A 19,792-nucleotide genomic window follows, 5' to 3' on the forward strand; every position below is an offset into this window, starting at 1 on the left:
TTCATGTCTAGACTGCAAATATAAAATAATACCCAGATAGAAATACCTATCTTGTTTACAATTATTATTATAATAGATATAAAATATATCTTTTAATAACTTTTTGGAAATACCCCTAAAAAAAGTATGATTCGCTTCTAAGGGATATCTAAATTTCTCTATATGATTCATTACATAATGATTAAAGATATACTTTTTGTCATTATTCAAGACTGTTTCACCGTGTCCTTTCAGCACTTTGTTGCGATACTTAGTCCCCCAAATGAGATGGTAATTAAGATTGTAAACTGATATTCTACCATACGTAAGTCTATTTGTGCCTTTCATACTAATAATTATATCATATAATATACTATCCATGTGTATGTTGAACACAAAAAGGACAATTCATCACGTCCTTAAAAGAACGTGTTTCCTTGCCTACTTTCAAAAAATTTAACATTCGTAAAAAGTTACCAACATCTAGGCTAGCACGGCCAATCAAAGCACCATCAACGTTAGGGCTGTCAACAATTTGATCAATATTTTGCTGATTAACACTGCCACCATAAAGAATCCGTACCTGATCAGCAATTGCCGTCCCAAACCTATCCGCCACTGACTGGCGAATTTGACGGCAACCGGTTTCTGCTAAAACGGGTTTGGCACTTTGACTGGCACCGACCGCCCACCGCGGTTCGTAAGAAATTACCAATTTTTGGACCTGTTCTGGCGAAAGGTTCTGTAAAATAGGCGCTAGCTGACGAAAAGCATAGTGCAACTGGCCATCAACTTCCAATGGTATTTGCTCTTCATCTGTGCAGACAATCGGTGTGATTCCTAGGTGAAGAGCGGTCAGCACTTTTTTAGTAATTTCGGCATTAGATTCATGAAATAGACGGCGCCGTTCCAGGTGACCAAGGATCACGGATGAAACTCCAATCTCGGCAAGACTTTGCATACTAATTTCACCAGTATAAGGGCCCGCCACCGCTGCCGCCGCGTTTTGAGCGATAATCTGCAACCGTGAATTACCGGCAGTTTGCTTCATACTGTAAAGTGCTAACGCTTGGCCGGCAATACCCACGGTTATGTTTGACGGCAGTTGACTGCAAATCATTTTGACAAATTCAACGGATTCGTGAATATTTTTGTTCATTTTCCAATTGGCAATAATAAGCGGTGTTCGCATTCTCATTTCCCCTTATTTTAACATTTAACTACTTTTAACGGCTTATTTAGGAGCTTTAATTCCTGGGCTACTGCTTGTTGGTCAAGAGCATTTAATTTTTCGTTTACTTTAGTTTCCATTATTATTTTTCTCCTTCACCAGGATCATTCCCGGATTTTGATTTATGTTTACTTTCAGCATGCTTAATTTCTTAAACGCTTTAACCTAATTCGTCAAGGATCATCAGGACATTTTATTTTGTGCAACCCTTTGCCTTGCTATAACGTCAAGAATTGTTTTTACTAAATTTTACTTTTTTACTACTGAATTGGAGCAATTTGTCTTTCAACAATTAGGAATTGATTCCAAATTTGTTAACTAGGCCAATTCCTGATAAAATGTTTTTATTAATCAACAATTCTGGAGATATCAAGATGTATATTCTAAAAAAGCATCTAGACCAATTTAAGAAAATGCAACAAAATAAACAGATAATAGTACTTATTGGCGTCCACAGGAGTGGCAAAACAGTTTTACTAGAGCAGTTAAAAACACATTTGCGTCGCCAGGGAATCAATAACCAACAAATCCAGCTTATCCATTGTCAACGCTTCGCCCATCACGGTATTCACAACCAGTCCCTCTGTCAGGATATCATTCAAGGTTTAGTTCAGGGAAAGCGCAATTACTTATTTCTAGATGAACTTGATACCCTAACCGATATAATTCCGTTATTACATAGATTACTCGGTCTAGATAAGGTAACCCTCGTGGTAACCGGGGCCAACCGACGATTTCTAACCCGGCTTGCCCCATTAAGGGATCGTTGCACAATTATCCCAATTTTGCCCCTAAGTTTTGTGGATTGTTGTGCTTACCAACACCTCACGATCAATGAACACAGTCTTTATCACTACCTTAATTATGGTGGTTTCCCTTTTGTGCAATCACTTCACGACCAGCTTTCCCGGGATAATTATTTCGATGGAATTATCAACACCCTAATCGTTAATGGTTTTGCCTACCGGTCTGGCCTTTGCAATCCCTATCTAATTAAACAACTGGCCGCTTTCCTTGCTACACAAGTTGGAACGTCAGTCAACATTTCTCAGACCGTGGTTGGCCTTAAACACGCCGGAATAACTACTTCAAATAAGACCTTGCATTCCTATTTGAACTTTCTACAAGAGGTTTTGCTTTTCTATCCTTGCTACGAATTGGCTCACCCTACCGGCCCCGTCAGGATTAAACCAACTAACGTCAAATACTATCCCGTTGATCCCGGCATTCAAAGTCTTTTAGCTAAACAAAAAAGTGCCTTATCCAGAAGTAATCTGGAGGCACTTCTCTTCCTTGAGCTTATCCGCCGGGGTTATCAGGTCTACTTCAACCACCATTTCAGCTTCATCGCTGACCGTGGTCCCCAACGAGTTTATCTTCAATTTGCTTACTCACTTTCTGATCAAGCCGCTTACGACCGGATTAGCGCTAGTTTTAAACATCTGCCGAGTCAAGCCCGGCGATTATTAATCGTTGTTAAACGCCCTAATCAGCTAATTCAAAAGAACCCAGAAGTCCCACTAATTAGCTTACTTGACTGGTTTCAAGCAGATTAGTCACGCCTTAAAAAAATCCGATCAACAGCATGGTTGGTTGTTTTATGAAGAATTACATTTGCCCGATTCCTAGTTGGCAAAATAAATTCTTCTAGGTTGGGAAGGTCGACTTTTTGCCAAACATCACGAGCCATCTTAAAGGCTTCGTCGCGGTTGCCTTTAGAGTATGGGTAATAGTAGTTTGACGGATCAGTAAAGGCCGTATCAAGCAGCATCCCAAATCGTTGCAGATACCAATGTTCAATCAAATCCGGATCAGCATCAACATAGAGTGAGATGTCAAAATAATCGCTAACGTAAAGGCGCTGGTTGGTTGGCAGCTGAAGGGTATTAATACCCTCCACAATTAAAATATCGGGTTCCTTAATCAACTGGGGCTTGTCAAGTTGAACGTCATAAACCTGATGGGAATAGGTTGGGGCCTTTACTTCGGGTTCCCCCGCCTTCACGTCGTTTAAGAATTTCAACAATTTTTCCATATCATAAGACTCTGGGAAGCCCTTCCGATCCATAATTCCCCGTCGCTCTAGTTCAGCATTAGGATAGAGGAAACCATCCGTGGTCATCAACTCAACCCGTTTATCCGGTAATAACTTATTCAACAGGATACTTAAAAGCCGGGCAATCGTACTTTTGCCAACCGCTACCGACCCAGCAATCCCGATAATATAAGGTACTCGGCGAACTGACTGACGCAAAAAATTAGCTTTTTGCATCTGCCATTCCAAAAAACTCTGGTAACGCAATTGGATCAACTTGATCAGTGGTAAATAAACATCCTGAACGTCCTGAATCGAGATTCGGTCGTTGAGCGACTTAATGGCCTCCAGGTTATCCTGAGTCAGGCGTACCTTGTCAGTAGGAAAAAAGCTATGCCAAGTTTGGCGGTCAAATTGTTCATAATTCATCCATTCATCCATCGTCATTCAATACTCCAATTAATTTTGAAAACGTTTCCCGCTTATCATACCACAGATCAACGCATTAATAAGGCCATAACTCTTGTTGATTACTTCACGAAAGTTATTGTTAGTTTACTGGATCATTAATAGAAAAGCAATCATTATTTTAAAACACCAAAACGACCTAGCATACATCCATGCTAGGTCGTTTTCATCATGCGGCAACTGCTGACTCATCATCGTCGCCACCAATTTTTGCCTTATTCAATAACAACGAGGAAGTAACAACGGAGACGGAACTAAAGGCCATCGCTAGAGCTGCAAATTCAGGGCTAAGCTGCAAGCCAATTCCAACAAAGACACCGGCTGCAATCGGCACCCCGATCACGTTGTAAATCAACGCCCAGAAGAGGTTCAACTTGATTCGGTTGAAAGTCTTCTTACTGATGTCCAAGGCTCTTACAACTCCGCGCAGGTCGTTTTGAACCAGAACAATGCTTCCAGAATCAATGGCAATATCGGTTCCGGAACCCATGGCAATCCCAACATTGGCAATTGTCAGGGCCGGTGCATCATTAATCCCATCACCGACAAAGGCTACCTTACCATCTTTTTCTAAGTCCTGAACATGCTCAGCCTTTTCATTCGGTAAGACATTAGCAATTACTTGATCAATACCAACCTGGTGAGCAATTGCTTGGGCCACCCGCTCGTTGTCACCCGTCAGCATCACAGTCTTTAGGCCCCGTACTTTCAGTTCAGCAATTGCCTGGGCCGATGTCGGCTTTGGTGAATCTTGGATGGCAATCAAACCAATGACTTGTTTCTCTAGGCCAACTAAGATTACCGTCTTAGCCTGGTTTTGCAAGTCAACCATTTGCTGTTTCATTCCTGCTGAAATTTGACCATCAGCCAGCAACTTTTCATTACCAACAAAAGCCGTCTGACCACCAAATGTAGCTTGGACACCCTTCCCTTCAATGGCTTGGAAATTTGTCACTTTAGTCGGGGTAACGTCAGCTTTCTTCGCCTTATTCATCACCGCCAGTGCTAGTGGATGTTCAGACGAAGCTTCCAAGCTAGCTGCTACCTTAAGAACCTGATCCTGGTCACCGATTATATCAGTCACACTTGGTTTACCAACGGTGATAGTTCCAGTTTTATCGAAGACCACCGTCTTGACATCATCAATTTCTTCCAAAGCTTGACCATCTTTAATCAGAACACCCATCTTGGCGGCACGACCGGTCCCAACCATCAGGGCCGTCGGAGTAGCCAAGCCAAGGGCACATGGACAAGCAATAACTACAACGGCAACGGCAAAGAGCATGGCTTGAACCGCAGTTGCTCCGAAGAATGCATACCAAGCAACAAAGGTGACAATAGCGATAATCAAGATGGTAGGGACAAAGATACCGGAAATCTTATCCGTCAAGTTTTGGATAGGCGCATGACTGGTCTGGGCCTTCTTAACCATCGCAACGATTTGCGAGAGCATGGTATCTTTGCCAACCTTAGTAGCACGGAACTGGATGGCACCGTCACCATTAATGGTGGAACCAACCACTTCATCCCCGGCCTTCTTGGTTACCGGCATTGATTCACCAGTGATCATAGATTCATCGAGCGTTGTTTGTCCCGTCGTAATCACACCGTCAACTGGTACTTTCTGGCCAGGCTTGACCTGAATAATGTCACCAGCAACGACCTGGTCAAGCGGAACACTGACAAAGTGACCATCCCGTAAGACATTGGCGCTCTTTACCTGAAGATCCATCAGCTTTTTAAGGGCGTTGGAAGCGTTGTTGTGCATCCGTTCTTCCATCGTGTCACCGAGCAATACAAAGACGGTGATAAAGGCCGCACTTTCGAAGTAAACCGGCCGTCCAGTAATCATCGCAAAGATACTGTAGAAATAGGCAATCGCGGTCCCAATTGCCACCAGTGTATTCATGTTGGCATTATGCTGCTTAAACGCTGCCCAGGCACTTGTCCAATATGGGATTGCCGCCACCAGCATGATCAGCGTAGTCGTGACAAAAGCCACCCAGTTATAGGCAGGCATCTCCCAGTGAAAAGGCATCGCTAACATTTGAATCAGCATCGGGATTACCAAGATAAAGGAAATCCAAAACCGCTGCGTGCTTGTCAAATGCTTCATTACTTGACAACCACCTTTCCGTGAAACATCCCCATTCCACAAGTAAAGTTATATTCACCAGCTGTTTGGGGAGTGATTTCCACCGTAACATCAGTATTCATCGGCAACTGTTTATCAAATTTGAGATCTGCCGACTTAACCTCTGCCAAACACATTGATTCATTGGAACGATTAAAAACTAATTTAGCAGGAACCCCGGCTTTTAAATTAATCGTGGCTGGTTCATAACCGTTAGCAACGTTGATCTTTACTGTTTGTTTCTCCGTAGTCATCTTCATCAATCTCCCTTATTTTAATAAAATTATTTAACAATTACCTTGCCGTGGAACATGTTCATCCCACAAGCAAAGTCATATTCACCAGCCTTGTTAGTGGGAATCTTCACCGTCGTCACGGGTTGTTTGGTGAGATCCTTATCAACCCCCAGCTTGTCAAAGACAACGTGGGAAAGGCAGGCAGTGGAATCCTTCATCGCAAAGTTCACCTTAGCGGGGACTCCCTGCTTCAATACGACCGTTGACGGAGAATAACCACCATGCACCGTGATGGTTGCTTCCTGATCATTCTGTGAAACTGTCGCATCGCCAACTGCTTCCTGGTGCTTACCAAAGAACCACCAGAGAATGAAGCCAATTAAGATTAAGCCAACAATAATCGTAACAATTTGACCCATGTTCATTGTTCCTCCCTTGTGTTTACATCTGTAATCATTATCTAAACTATAAATCTTTCGTTTACATATGTCAACACAAACGTAAAAAAATAACTAACGAGTTTACTTTCTCGTTAGTTATCTCTTAATGAGCGTTGCTAAAAATTATGGTTTAGGAAAATCATTGGCCGATGAACCAGCATCCTTAAGTTCAGGTGCATCGGTTGTATAGTCATCCATAGTACTTTGGTTGTTGTTCTCCTTCTTCAGACTCGTCTTATGCTTCTTCTGTGCTTCCTTCAGGTTTTGCAGACTCTTCTTAAGGTTATAAGTGTAGTCCTTCTTATTGGTCTTCTTAAAGCCAGGCAACTTGTAGAACCGCAAAAGATCACCGTTCATTACCTTATCGGATAATCCTAGGTCCGTGGTAACGTACTTTTGAATCTTACTAAAGGCCGCCTTTTGCTTAGCCGTAGCGTGAGTAATTTGTTTACCATTCTTAGTAAAGTAGTAGTCACCATTATACTTAGTATACTTTGGCGTTACCCAATCACCGTCTCGGAACGGCACAATTTGGTTGCGTTGTGGTGACAAGAGGTCCTGACCAAACTGAAGATAATGCTTAGACGAAATGCCTAGCAGGTCTTCCAGGGTTGGTAGGACATCAATTTCACCACCATAAGTATGGTCAATTCCACCCTTCAGGCCTTGCATATTAATCATAAACGGCACTTTTTGGAACATAGCCAAGTCATAATTGGTTAACTTCTTCTTGTGCAGAATCTGAGCAATCGCCGGTTGGTGGTTGTTGGAGATTCCATAGTGGTCACCATAAAGGATTAACACACTGTTCTGCCGTAGACCTGACTTATCGAGATAGTTAAGGAACTCTCCTAAGGCCTCATCCAAGTAGTGAGCCGTTTGGACATATGGATCAACGGTATCGTCACCGGTCTTCCACGGTTGGATATCCTTGTTTTGTTTATCCAGAATATACGGGTAGTGGTTAGTAACCGTAATGATCTTTGCATAAAATGGCTGTGGCAACTGTTCAACGTAGTGGGCCGCATCTTTCATGAAAATCTTATCCTTCATCCCATAACCGGCATCATAGTCTTTAACCTTTGGATAGTAAGCTTTACTGAAGAAATACTGATAGCCAAAGGACTTATAGGCATTATCCCGGTTCCAAAAGCTTGGCACGTCTCCGTGGAAGGAAGCTGTCGTGTAACCTAACTTTTGGTGCAGAAGCGCCGGCGCGGATTGGAAGGTGTTCGTCGTCCCATCCGTAACCATTGCGGAACCTTCTGGCAGACCAAAGAGCGAATTTTCAAGCATCATTTCGGCATCGGCCGTCTTCCCCTGACCAACTTGGTGAAAGAAGTTATCAAAGGCCAAAGTATCGTCCGCATGGTAAAGCTTATCCAGGTTAGGCATAACTTCCTGGCCGTCTTGCTTATAATCAATCATAAACTGCTGCAGGCTTTCTAGGTGAATAATGAAGATATTTTTACCCCTGGCAACTCCTTTATATTGGATGTTCGGGCCAACATAATTATGGTGAATAAAGTGTAAAACTGGCTTTAATTCATCCTGGTTGGCCCGCGCTTTTACGACACTATTATGGGTTGTCTTAACCCCATCATAAATCGTATAAGCCTCAATTCCGAGATACTTGACGATATAGTTATTATCAAAAGTCCGCGTCAGTAATTGAGACCGGTCCGTCTCGGCCATGCCTAAGTTAGCTCCAAATAGCACCAATCCCAGCATAGTGATGGTCATGGCATAACGAATTTTAAAGTAGCGCATATCCACCCGAATGAAGTGGAATAGTAAGATCAACGCTAAGATGATCACGTCCGCATAGACCAAGAAGTCTTCGGGACGAATAATTCCCATTAAACTCTTACCTAGGTTATTAGAAGCTGCTCCGGAGCCCTTAATAACATTAAAGGTGATGAAATCCGAAAACTCACGGTAATAGAGAATGTTAGAAAAAATCCAGGTTGATAATAAAGCGTTGATGATCAGCATTAACCAATACGAGAGCCGACCCCTAAAGTACAGCGCAATTCCCAAAAAGACTAAGGCTCCAGGAATTGTGTTAAATGCAAGCAGGAAGTGTTGCATACTTCCCTTAACACCAAGGTTAAATTCATTCTGGTATGCCCAATAACTCTTGATGCAGAACAAGAGTACGAGCAACAGGAAGAAACCCAGCTTGGTATTCAGGCCGCGTCGTAACTTCTGCAACGCTGTTTTCATGTTTGTTCCTCCATTAAAAAATATCAATACTTACCATAATACACTATTACCTCAGTGTGCAATCACAAATAGTTTATTTTTCGAAAAAGTTTAGAAAATTGTTACCTTAGTTTAACCTTTGCTGGCCTTTTGTCGTCCTTTACTACCGACTTAAGAACATGCTAAGATATTACGGTTCACAAGAAAGGAGGAAATATCAATTAATAAAAAGAAAGCGGACCTGATGCTTCTCCTAGTAGCTATGCTATGGGGCAGCAGTTATATTTTTGCTAAACTAACCGTAGCAGCTGGGATGCATTCTGGCTTAATCAATGCCTGCCGGGGAACAATGTGTGTGCTCGCCGGCTACCTACTATTCTTCAAAAAGATCAACCGAATCAACCGTCGAGATATTAAGCTGGGGTTGTTAATGGGAACCATCAACTTTCTCGGTTACTATCTCCAAACTGACGCCCTGCGTTATACTACACCGGCCAAGAATGCCTTTTTAACCACCCTTTACATTGCGGTAGCCCCATTAATTCTCTGGCTTTTCTGGCATGAACGGCCCCAACGTAAAACTTATTTTGCCATTGGCCTTGCCATTATTGGGATGGCCATTCTTACCAACGTTACCCACGATGGTTTTCATTTCCAATACGGAGACTTACTGACGCTCATCTCTACTATTTTCTGGGCTCTTCAACTTATTTACTTCAATAAGTATGCACCTCAGGTCTCTAGCCCATGGATAGTGATCTTCATGATCGGACTTTGCCAAGGAACACTTGGTTGGCTAACCGTTTTGGTATCAGAACGCACTACCTTGGGTCAGGTTCACTGGGTTCAAGCCCTCGTTCCCTTAGCCATTTTAGCCATTGTAGTTACTTTTTTGGCTCAGGGAATGCAAATCATTGCTCAGGCCCAGACCGATGCCACCTCGGCTGGATTAATATTAATGCTAGAATCCTTCTTTGCTAGTGTCTTTTCAGTTATTCTCGGCTATGACCCGTTAACCCACCGACTCGTGATTGGTGGTATTATCCTATTATTAGCCAATGCTATTATGCTGATAGATTTACACCATTTACCATTTCTAAAACGTAAAATATAGTATTTTAAAAGACCAGTTGTTTGTAAGAAAACAACTAGTCTTTTCTTATTTAGCGGCCTTCGCCATTGCTGCCTGACCAAGTAGGTTAAGGTAGTTAAAAGGACGATCAAAAGCGGGTTGGTAAAGCATATCGACAAAGGCCAGAAAATCAATCGTATTCCGATTCTGTAGACAAACCGAAAGAAGGTTAATCGATTGATCGATCGCATGCCTACTCATCATTTGACCGCCAAGAATCCGCTTGGTCCGTTTATCCCAGACTAAAGTCATCATAATAGGGGTAGTTGAGGGCATAAACTCAGGCCGATAGTTATCGGTAATTGTGACTGTATCCACATCCAATTTTAATCTGCGTGCCTGGTGAAAGGTTATCCCAGTAGCTGCTATATTTTCATCAAAAAGGTGTAACCCAGTCGTGGCCTGAGTTCCCATATACTTCATCGTATTGCCAAAAACATTTACACCCACGATTGTTCCCTGGCGCATTGCATTAGTTAACAACGGAATATGATAGGCCTTTTGGAGGGGATTAAATTGACTAGTAATAACATCCCCCGCCGCATAAATTGCGGGGTCACTGGTTTGCAAATACTCATTAGTAACAATAGCGCCATCAGATTGACAGCGGACTTGTCCCTGAAGCAAGTTACTGTTAGCCCGGACACCCGCACAGATCACAACCGCATCAACCGTTGCCTGCTCCTTATTAGTCTTCACAACAATTTTTTCTGGCCCCGTTTCCGTAAATGATTGTAACGGGTTCCCTAAGAAAAGCTGAATATCATGGTAACTCAACAATCGCGCAACCATAGTAGCATACTGGTGATCAACCATCATTGACAGTAAGTGCCGATGATGATCAACTAAGACAACTTGCTTGCCAGCTTTTCTAAGTGCCACTGCTATTTCACAGCCAACATAATTACCACCGATAACTGCAACCCGGCTCAGCTGTCCTAAGTCCTTGGTCAATCGTTGGGCTTGCAAGTAAGTCTTGCAAAGATAAATGTGTGGGTTATCAAGACCACTTACCTGGGGAACCCGCGGCCAAGAACCAGTGGCAAAGATTAACCGGTCATATTTAGTAACCACCTGTTCCCCCGTTTGCCGATCAACTACCCATAGTTGCTTGGTTCGATGATCAATCTTGGTAACATTATGGTTTAGCTTCAGATGCGCCCCCAGCTGGATTAACTGGTCCGGATTAGTATAAAAAAGCCGGTTAGCCGCTGCCTCACCCGTAATCCAAAACGGAATACCAGAAGAAAGGAAGGAAAGACTATTTTCCCGTTCATAAATTGTTACATCCGTATGTGGTTGGGCCGTTAAAATTTGAACTGCTGCCGCCACACCGGCATGAGTACAGCCTACAATTACTATTTTCATTACATTTCCCCCAAACCATTACTTACCCTAGCTACTTCTTAATTAATTCATATTCATCCTTGGGTACTCCTGCCAACAAGTTTGTCGGCTGCCCAATAACCGTTAAAGTTAGGGCATGCATGGCTCGGGAACAAATAGTATAAAGTAACTGCCGTTCATCATCACCATGATACTGCTGATCATTAGCGTTCCAGACTATGACCGCATCAAATTCCAAACCTTTTGCCAAGAAGGACGGGACGATGATTGTTCCCTTAACTAAGCGCTGGTTCTCGGTCCGAATCAAGGTAGTTTTAACATTGCGTTTAGCTAATTCCTGATAAAGCCGCTCACTGTCTTGCAGGGTTTTACCAATAATCGCCACTGCATCATGCTCCTGCTGATATTTCTTAAGGGTCTTTACCACCGCATCGACTCCCGTGGTTAAATCAGCACTGACAATCACCTGTGGTCGGTCACCGTTACGATCAAAGGCCTCGATTTCCTCACCGTTTAACAAAAGGTGCTTAGTAAAATCGGTAATCTGCTTGGTCGACCGATAAGACTTAGTCAATTGGACAACCTTAGTCTTGTCGGCATCAAACATCGTCCCTAACTGCTTTAACAAGGAATGACTGTTCTCCCGGGTAAAAATTGCCTGGTTAAGGTCACCTAAGAGGGTATACCTAGCTTTCGGGAACCGGTATTTAAGATAAGCTAACTGATAAGCATCATAATCCTGAACTTCATCAACAAAAACATAACGAATGTCACGATCACCACGTCGCCCAGTGATTAAATCATAAAGATAGAGGTAAATTGTGATGTTGCTAGCACTGATTTTACCATGGCGCAAATCAGCCTTAACCTTATCAACATAGTCTTGCCACTGATCCATCGTCAGATCATATTGGCCTAAGTCAAAGAGCTTAGGGGTTACCCGCAAGAAGTGAAGAAGCTGGCCGTTGATGTTGATCCAATAGTTACGATTAATTGCTCGCTTGATCGGTTCAAAGGCCTGCATGACAATCCGCCGCGCCAAGAAGCGATACTCTTTATCATCGTTATCAAATTTTTGTGGATTCTTGGCGAATAGGTCGTCGATTTGATCCTTGCTGAGGTCCTGGATTCGTTGTTCAACCCACTTGCTTCGCATGGCCGTGCTAACCCGGTGGTTAAGGTACTTAATCAGTGCCTCTTTGGTCCCATCCAGACGGTTACCCAAATTGTAGTTATCGTTAAAGGAGTAATAAATTTCGCGAATTTTTTCCTTACTAATGAAAACTTGGTGGTTAAACATGATGTTGCGAAAACGCATATTAGCGTGGCCAAGGTGGTAAGCATACCGTCTTGTTTCCTTAAAGTAACGTAGACTAGTAACCAGACGCTGAATATTTTGCAGATTAGTCGTTTGACTAGCCGCAAAGCGTTGGGCCAGCGTCTGAACATGCAGGTGGGGAACTCGGCGGTTAACAAACTGAAAGTAAGTCATCTGAACCATATTGTGCTCGCCCAGCTCCGGCAATACCTGGTCAATGTAATCGTTGAAAAGCTGGTTGGGTGAAAACAGCACTACTTGGGAGGAGGTTAAATTACCTCGGTAACGGTAAAGCAGCCAAGCAACCCGTTGCAGAACGGCCGCCGTCTTTCCAGAACCTGCAGCCCCCTGGACAAATAATAATTCATGTTTAGTATCTCGGATAATTTCATTTTGGGTCCGCTGGATGGTGGTAACAATACTCTTCATCTTAGTAGAAGAATGGTTACCCAGGGCCGAAAGTAACATTTGATCCCCGACCTGTTCATCGGTATCAAAGATCGTCACAATCGTCCCATTCTTAATCTGAAACTGCCGCTTCAAGGTCATATTAGCTTCTTGTTTCCCCACCGGAGTATCATAGCTAACTTTACCCAATTTTCCTTCATAATAAATAGAGGAAATGGGCGCTCGCCAGTCATAAATTAAAAAATGGTCTGGGCGATCATTGAAGGATGCCAAGCCAATATAAATGGTTTCTGGCTTGGCTGCTCCCTTTTCTTGGAAGTCAATCCGGGCAAAATAGGGCCGTTTCTCCAACCGCTGTAAGGTTGCCAGGTGACGAGCCGCGTGCTGCCAGCTATTCTGCCGTTCATCGAGCATTTGCTGCTGGGCTCGGAAGGACATCGCCGTATCCATCATTCCTGAATAAGTCGTAGTATTCAAGTGAATATCATCAATCTGCTTGTTAATTCCTCGAATATCACGTTTGGCCGTGGCGATTCTCTTATCGGCCTTACCTTCGGCCCCTTTAATCTTATTAATGACATATTCAAGGTGTTTTTGCTCATATCTTCTTACTGAATCTTCTACCACAGCACTCTTCCTTTCGTCAGCGGGTATCTCCCGTAAAATCGTTTATCTATTATATCATTATCGCTAAACCGACCGTTAATATTTGATTATCGATTATAAGGATTGATTAATTTTGATAAGATCGTTGGGCGAGGCTTTTAAATCATCCTACAATAGTAGTGATAACTCTCACTGAAAGGAGCTTTTCCATGGCCCATCTTTTTTATCTTCTTACACATATTACGGAAGTCCTCATTCCGATGTTTCAATGGCTTGGACCGTGGTCTTACCTAATTATTTTTACCCTGATCTTCATGGAAACCGGATTAGTAATCTTTCCTTGGCTTCCAGGAGGGTCATTGGTATTCCTAACCAGTTCCTTCATTGCTGTCAAGCCAATTCTCAAAATGGAAATTGCCGTCCCAATCTTCTTCCTTGCTGCCTTTATTGGTGACACTGTCAACTACTTTATTGGCCGTCGATTGTCCCGGTGGCCCTGGTTAAAGCATCATTTAGCAGGGCCACGAATGGTTGCCGCTGGTGAATTTCTCAACAAATACGGCTTCTGGGCGGTTGCCTTTGGCCGCTTTGTGCCCCTCATCCGCTCTTTCATCCCATTAATTTCCGGAATGATGGCTTATCCTTTTCATCGTTTTACAATTGCTAACATGATTGGTGTGGCCGCTTGGGTAGCATTGGGGGCCAGTTGCGGCTATTTCTTAGGCTCTATTCCATTCGTACGTAATCACTTCTCATTGCTTATCCTCGGCTTTGTCCTTGTTGGTTTATCAATTGGTGGAATTATTCTTCTTATCAAGCAGCTTCGTCAAAAAATCATCCGGCGTAATCGAATGCTTTAGAAGAGAATCATTATATTCACACTCTTATTTCATGTTAAAATAGGATCAGTATTTTATTTATAAAGGAAGTGTTTACGCACCATGGCAATTCACGTTTATTTCGTTCGTCACGGTCAAACCTACTTAAATCGTTACAACCGAATTCAAGGGTGGTCCGATGCTCCATTGACCGCTAAAGGACAGGCAGATGCCAAGCGGGCGGGCAGGGCACTTGCCAAAATCCACTTCGACTACCTTTTTTCTAGTGACCTCGGGCGAACGATGGCTACCTCTCGCCTGCTGCTGGCGGCTGATCCTAATACCACGATCACCGAGCCAACACCAGAGCCCGCTTTTCGTGAAGAGTTCTTTGGTTCTTTTGAAGGCCAAAATGGCCCCGAATTTGCTGATTTTCTCGGCGGTCCGGCCGGCTATCATACTTTTGCGGAAATGGTTGGGGGATGGGGCCCCGACAAGTTAAAGGATAAGATTGCCGCTGTTGACCAATACGGTGACGCCGAAGACCATCACCGCTTTTGGAAACGAATTAATAAGGGCTTTGACCACCTGCGGGCATTACCTGACGGTTCAACCGTTGTCGTCGTTTCCCACGGAGCCGCAATTCGTTCCATTGCCGCTCACTTCTCAACTAAGATTGATCCAGGAGAGTCACCACGCAACGGCAGCATTACTAAGTTAACCCTTGACGGTAAACACACTACTGTTGATTTTTACAATCAGCTTGAAATTCCTGAATAAGGGATCCAGTAAAGGGGGGAAATACTTCTTCAATGGATACAAACATACAATCTGATGAACGAGTAATTATCGCCGGCCTTGATACGGGGCAGGCGGATTACGATTATTCAATGACCGAATTGGCCGAACTGGTTCAAGCCAATCACATGGACGTTGTGAAACGAGTAGACCAGGCAATCGACCGGCCAAATCCAGCAACCTATTTTGGTAAAGGTAAGGTTCAGGAACTAGCCAACGTGGCTAGTGCTAACCAGGCAACCACGATTATCGCTAATGATGAACTCACACCGAGTCAACTACGCAATTTAGAAGAAGCAACGGGACACCGGATCCTTGACCGAACGGCATTAATTCTAGAAATCTTTGCCACCCGAGCACAAACCAAAGAGGCCAAGCTCCAGGTCCAAATTGCTGAACTACAATACCGGTTACCCCGGTTACAAACCAGTGCTAGTCAACGTCTTGACCAGCAAACCGGTACTGGTGGCGGTGGTGGTTTCACCAACCGTGGTGCCGGTGAAACCCAATTGGAAATGGATCGGCGAGTCATTCAGCACCAAATTACCCACCTGCGCCATGACCTATCTGCAATTGATAAGTCTGAAGAGGTCAAACGTCAGCAACGGGCCAAGAGTGACATTCCAACAGCTGCCCTGGTTGGTTACACTAACTCTGGCAAGTCCACCATTATGAATGGTCTTGTCCGCAAATATGGTCAGGTTGAGGATAAAACGGTTTTTGAAAAGAATATGCTTTTTGCCACTCTCGATACCAGTGTTCGACGGATTAACTTACCAGGAAAGAAAGAATTCCTGCTCAGTGATACCGTCGGCTTCGTCAGCAAATTACCGACTCAGCTAATTGAATCGTTCAAGTCGACCCTAGCCGAAGCGGCCAACGCCGACATCCTAATTCAAGTAATCGATTATTCCGACCCTCACTATGAAGAAATGATGGAAACCACTAAACGGACCCTTCACCAAATTGGCATTCATGATATTCCAATGATCTACGTCTTTAACAAAGCCGACAAGACTGAAATTGAATACCCAGCCTTGGAAGGTGACGACCAAATTGTCATCTCGGCTAAGCAAGACGCTTCATTGGACTTATTAGTCGATGTTATCCGCAAGCACCTCTTCCAGGATTACGTTCAAGTACAGCTTCTGGTGCCGTTTGCTGACGGTCAAGTAGTTTCCTACCTAAACGAGCATGCCAATATCCTAGACACCCAATATCAAAGTGATGGTACCCTCTTAACCGTCGAAATGGCCCCACAGGATTATCATCGCTTTACCAAGTATGAAGTTAAGAAAATTAAATAATGATATTATCGACTTGTTGAATTCTTCTGCAAGTCGACTTTTACTTTAGAAAGAGGGACAACATCATGTCAGAAACCATTCCCTTTGATCAGAACAGCTACGTTCAATTTCCTACTGGTCGCATTAGTCTAGCTGATGTCCAAATTATTTTTAAAACCATGCCCTACGAACTCGACTACGTTAACGCCGATGATCAGTATGTTTGGTACTCACCCAATCCGTGGCGTGACGATGACCGGCTCCAGCAACGCTTAAATCATTCCGTCCTCGGTTGTCATCCCCAACGAGTCGTACCAATGGTCAAACAAGTGTTAAAAATATTGCATAGTGGTGAAAAAGACATGGTTGAATCACCACAAATCATGAATGGTCACCGCACCTTAATTCGTTACTACGCTATTCGTGACCAAAATCGGCATTATCTTGGCGCCCTCCAAGTAACCGAGGACGTCGAACACATCTGTCAATTAGCGGAACATAACATTTTTGCTCGCGGTATCGTTGAAGGCCAAATCGTCGATGGTGTTACGACTGCTTCCATCAGCGGCAAGGGGAAAGCCTTCACTGACAGTACCACCAGCGCATCTGGGACCAAGCAAAAGCCGGATGATACCACTGGTGCCTCGCAGCATTAATACTTCTAACGATTTCAAATATTAACAAAATCAACCATTAGCCTCATACCAAAACTAATGGTTGATTATTTTACTTTTACGTTAAAGTCGGATTTCGTTAGGAGAATGTTTACCACTAACGATTTTGACAACATCATCTAAGCTGATTTGAACCATGTTCCGAATTGCGGTCTTTGTAAAGAAAGCCACGTGAGGAGTTACCAGAACGTTCGGTAACTGAGCTAATTCCTGGTAGTCTACTGGCGTTTGATCAACTGGTACTTCCTGATTAAAGAAACTAGATTCATCGGCTAAGGTATCAAGGCCAGCACCAGCAATTTGCTTCTTTTTTAAGGCTACTAATAAATCAGCGGTATTGATCAAGGCACCACGAGCCATATTAATGACTAAAGCATTCTTTTTCATCTTGGCAAATTGGGGTGCTGCCAACATATTTTTAGTACTTGGCAATAGTGGCGTATGCAAAGAAATAATGTCGGCCGTCTTGACGACTGTGTCAAGATCGGTATATTCATCAACAAATGGTGCATATTCAACATTTCGATTGGGATCCACGGCTAACACCCGGGCACCAAGGGCCTTATAAAGCTGGGCGGTGGCACCACCAATCCTGCCAAGGCCAACAATTCCTACCGTTTGCTGGTAAATTTCGTTACTAATTAGGTCAGCGTTCCAGCGAAAGTCTCCCTTTCCCATCCGCAACTCATATTCACCAATCCGGCGTAAAAGGTACAATGCTTGTGTGAGTCCCATTTCAGCAATTGCGCGGGGTGAATAAGCGGCAACATTGGTAACTGTGATCCCATTGTCCCGACAAGCCGCCAGGTCGATTGCGTCAACGCCAGCCGTCCGCGTTGACAGTTGCTTAATCCCCATCTTTGCTAACTGACGGTAAAAATCAGGCTGTCCCAATGAAGAAGTCGCCTGAATTGAAATTCCATCATATCCTTTAGCCATGCCGATTGTTTGGGCCGACAAGCTTTCCGTCACCATCTTGACCTCATTGCCGGTAATCTCCTGCCATTCTTTTACGAAAGGTCGTTCAGCGGCTTTAGTACCATACATTATAATTTTCATAAATACCATTCCTTTTTCTGAAAGTGCTTTCATTAATAGCATATCATAGTTAAATATCCGCCAGCAATTTTTGAAACTGAGCAAGGAAACACGTTCTTTTAAGGACGTGATGAATTGTTTTTTATAAAGCACATTAATACTTAACTTATAGTATAATTAATTCAGATAATTTGGTTCGAATGGATTGAAAATAATACCGTCAACATTACTTCCACGAGGACACTGAGCAATTTCCGGGAAGAGTAACTACGAGAGTTTGTGCTGCGATAACGCCATGAGTTGTAATGGATTAAAAATAGCTGATGAAAACCAAGTCAGTATCCATCAGAACACGTAATTAGGTGGTAGTCCGATAAAACTACTAGGTTAGGGACTAACCTTGGTAAAATAACGAAGTTCTGTAAGTTAGGTATCGTGAATACACGTGCAAGATCCTAAATACTACTTCATGTTCCCAGAAGCTCGGTTATTTATGGCCGAGTAGTTCACCTACGCAGCTTAGGTCGTCAATTGACCAGTAAGAATATTCGTAACTTAAGTTTAGCTACTCAAAATCAGAGTTTTAGGTTGGTCAATCGCCTAGTAGCCCTGGTTTTAATGACGTCAATTGATGGTTGTTACCGCGAACATCACCAACAAGTAGCAGCATATTTTGGCGTAACTTATCGTCATCTGTTATATGTTATCGCAAATTTTGTTCATCGAGGACTGTTGATTAAGGATGGCAACAAGTACTGGATACACGATCTTCAAGGAATAAAGGAATTAGCCAGTCCGGTGTTGAAATCCATCCCCTTAACTAATGAATCATTGCTCTAGGTAAATCACACTCGCAAATTTTGACCTATTTTATGTGTGTTGCTTTATACAATTTCATTTTGGCTTAAAAATTTATCATTATAATTAAGATAAAGAGGGTATTCTTCAATGGATAAATTTACCGATCAATTAACTGATATAATGACAGCTACCCGGCAAGCTAGCATTAATCATCCCTTTATTCAGGCACTCAGTCGGGGAACTCTTCCCCTTTCGATTTTTCGTTATTATCTTATTCAAGATAATCATTATTTAACAGCATTTAATCATTTGCACAGACTAGCAGCTCAAAATTTACCGAAAAATGAAGCAATAATTTTAATTCACCTGGGTGAGGGTGAAGACGCTGCACAACAGCAAATACACCAAGAAATTGGCCTTACTCAAAAAGAACTTCAGAATACATCAATCGCTCCGGCTTCATATGCTTATATTACTCATATGTACTATCAATTGGGCCAATATGGAACTGCGGTTGGTTGTGCGGGCCTTCTCCCTTGTTATTGGCTTTATAGTGAGGTAGGGTTGCGGTTGGCAAAGAAGAAAAGTCCAGTTGCTCTTTATCAGGAATTCTTTGATAGCTATGCAGGTCAAGATTTTACGACTAGCACGAAGCAAATGAAGCAAATTGTTAACCAACAAGCCGCCATTAGTGATAACCTAACCCGCCAAAGAATGAAACGTGCTTTTGTGATTAGTTGTCATTATGAACGAGCTTTTTGGCAGATGGCTTATACACGTGAACAGTGGTAATAAAGTTAAATATTTTTTGAAAATACTCTTGCTAATTTGATCAATT

The 19,792-nt window shown here is 43.0% G+C and carries 17 protein-coding genes and 1 pseudogene; 8 read left to right on the forward strand and 10 right to left on the reverse strand.

What is annotated here, in order from left to right:
• Positions 1-210: 210 nt before the first annotated feature.
• Both ACEYV4_RS05700 and tpiA read right to left on the reverse strand, forming a co-directional pair.
• A pseudogene (locus ACEYV4_RS05700) lies at positions 211-327 on the reverse strand (transposase); the annotation flags it as partial.
• Between the two features lie 25 nt (positions 328-352).
• Positions 353-1,171 (reverse strand): triose-phosphate isomerase, encoded by an 819-nt coding sequence (tpiA, locus tag ACEYV4_RS05705; protein WP_373842402.1) that lies wholly within the window; start codon positions 1,169-1,171, stop codon positions 353-355.
• 413 nt (positions 1,172-1,584) lie between these two features.
• Between tpiA and ACEYV4_RS05710 the strand changes: the two genes are divergently transcribed.
• Positions 1,585-2,766 carry an ATP-binding protein gene (locus tag ACEYV4_RS05710; RefSeq protein WP_373842403.1) on the forward strand — a complete coding sequence of 394 codons (1,182 nt, stop codon included), beginning with the start codon at positions 1,585-1,587 and terminating at the stop codon, positions 2,764-2,766.
• Here the strand turns inward: ACEYV4_RS05710 and coaA are convergent.
• From coaA to ACEYV4_RS05735, 5 genes are all read right to left on the reverse strand, one after another.
• Positions 2,763-3,686 carry a type I pantothenate kinase gene (gene coaA / locus ACEYV4_RS05715; protein WP_373842404.1) on the reverse strand — a complete coding sequence of 308 codons (924 nt, stop codon included), beginning with the start codon at positions 3,684-3,686 and terminating at the stop codon, positions 2,763-2,765. The genes ACEYV4_RS05710 and coaA overlap by 4 nt on opposite strands.
• A gap of 196 nt (positions 3,687-3,882) precedes the next feature.
• The gene (locus ACEYV4_RS05720) at positions 3,883-5,829 is read right to left on the reverse strand and encodes a copper-translocating P-type ATPase (RefSeq protein WP_373842405.1); all 1,947 of its coding nucleotides are present in this window, start codon (positions 5,827-5,829) and stop codon (positions 3,883-3,885) included.
• The gene (locus ACEYV4_RS05725) at positions 5,829-6,101 is read right to left on the reverse strand and encodes a cupredoxin domain-containing protein (protein ID WP_373842406.1); all 273 of its coding nucleotides are present in this window, start codon (positions 6,099-6,101) and stop codon (positions 5,829-5,831) included. Before ACEYV4_RS05725 ends, ACEYV4_RS05720 begins: the two co-directional genes overlap by 1 nt.
• A gap of 29 nt (positions 6,102-6,130) precedes the next feature.
• Positions 6,131-6,508 (reverse strand): cupredoxin domain-containing protein, encoded by a 378-nt coding sequence (locus ACEYV4_RS05730; RefSeq protein ID WP_373842407.1) that lies wholly within the window; start codon positions 6,506-6,508, stop codon positions 6,131-6,133.
• A 138-nt stretch (positions 6,509-6,646) separates the two neighbouring features.
• Positions 6,647-8,749 carry an LTA synthase family protein gene (locus ACEYV4_RS05735; protein WP_373842408.1) on the reverse strand — a complete coding sequence of 701 codons (2,103 nt, stop codon included), beginning with the start codon at positions 8,747-8,749 and terminating at the stop codon, positions 6,647-6,649.
• A 223-nt stretch (positions 8,750-8,972) separates the two neighbouring features.
• Between ACEYV4_RS05735 and ACEYV4_RS05740 the strand changes: the two genes are divergently transcribed.
• Positions 8,973-9,842 (forward strand): DMT family transporter, encoded by an 870-nt coding sequence (locus ACEYV4_RS05740; RefSeq protein ID WP_373842409.1) that lies wholly within the window; start codon positions 8,973-8,975, stop codon positions 9,840-9,842.
• 45 nt (positions 9,843-9,887) lie between these two features.
• Here the strand turns inward: ACEYV4_RS05740 and ACEYV4_RS05745 are convergent, their stop codons facing one another.
• Both ACEYV4_RS05745 and helD read right to left on the reverse strand, forming a co-directional pair.
• Complete coding sequence (locus ACEYV4_RS05745; RefSeq protein WP_373842410.1) at positions 9,888-11,228, reverse strand: FAD-dependent oxidoreductase; 1,341 nt, start codon at positions 11,226-11,228, stop codon at positions 9,888-9,890.
• A 31-nt stretch (positions 11,229-11,259) separates the two neighbouring features.
• The gene (helD, locus tag ACEYV4_RS05750) at positions 11,260-13,560 is read right to left on the reverse strand and encodes an RNA polymerase recycling motor HelD (RefSeq protein WP_373842411.1); all 2,301 of its coding nucleotides are present in this window, start codon (positions 13,558-13,560) and stop codon (positions 11,260-11,262) included.
• A 188-nt stretch (positions 13,561-13,748) separates the two neighbouring features.
• Here helD and ACEYV4_RS05755 point away from each other — a divergent pair, with 188 nt between their 5' ends.
• From ACEYV4_RS05755 to ACEYV4_RS05770, 4 genes are all read left to right on the forward strand, one after another.
• On the forward strand, positions 13,749-14,399 hold the full coding sequence (locus ACEYV4_RS05755) for a DedA family protein (RefSeq protein ID WP_373842412.1): 651 nt from the start codon (positions 13,749-13,751) through the stop codon (positions 14,397-14,399).
• 81 nt (positions 14,400-14,480) lie between these two features.
• Positions 14,481-15,137 carry a histidine phosphatase family protein gene (locus ACEYV4_RS05760; protein WP_373842413.1) on the forward strand — a complete coding sequence of 219 codons (657 nt, stop codon included), beginning with the start codon at positions 14,481-14,483 and terminating at the stop codon, positions 15,135-15,137.
• Between the two features lie 32 nt (positions 15,138-15,169).
• Positions 15,170-16,462: a GTPase HflX gene (gene hflX / locus ACEYV4_RS05765; protein ID WP_373842414.1), complete on the forward strand. Its 1,293-nt coding sequence runs from the start codon at positions 15,170-15,172 to the stop codon at positions 16,460-16,462.
• Between the two features lie 65 nt (positions 16,463-16,527).
• Positions 16,528-17,097, forward strand: coding sequence for a PAS domain-containing protein (locus ACEYV4_RS05770; RefSeq protein ID WP_373842415.1), 570 nt, complete (start codon positions 16,528-16,530; stop codon positions 17,095-17,097).
• 81 nt (positions 17,098-17,178) lie between these two features.
• Here the strand turns inward: ACEYV4_RS05770 and ACEYV4_RS05775 are convergent, their stop codons facing one another.
• On the reverse strand, positions 17,179-18,174 hold the full coding sequence (locus ACEYV4_RS05775; RefSeq protein WP_373842416.1) for a D-2-hydroxyacid dehydrogenase: 996 nt from the start codon (positions 18,172-18,174) through the stop codon (positions 17,179-17,181).
• Between the two features lie 567 nt (positions 18,175-18,741).
• Here ACEYV4_RS05775 and ACEYV4_RS05780 point away from each other — a divergent pair.
• Together ACEYV4_RS05780 and tenA are read left to right on the forward strand one after the other, a co-directional pair.
• Positions 18,742-18,993: a hypothetical protein gene (locus ACEYV4_RS05780; protein WP_373842417.1), complete on the forward strand. Its 252-nt coding sequence runs from the start codon at positions 18,742-18,744 to the stop codon at positions 18,991-18,993.
• Between the two features lie 108 nt (positions 18,994-19,101).
• Positions 19,102-19,746: a thiaminase II gene (gene tenA, locus ACEYV4_RS05785; protein ID WP_373842418.1), complete on the forward strand. Its 645-nt coding sequence runs from the start codon at positions 19,102-19,104 to the stop codon at positions 19,744-19,746.
• Positions 19,747-19,792 lie beyond the last annotated feature (46 nt).

It is taken from the genome of Limosilactobacillus sp. (genome assembly GCF_041859915.1).
Taxonomy (GTDB): domain Bacteria; phylum Bacillota; class Bacilli; order Lactobacillales; family Lactobacillaceae; genus Limosilactobacillus.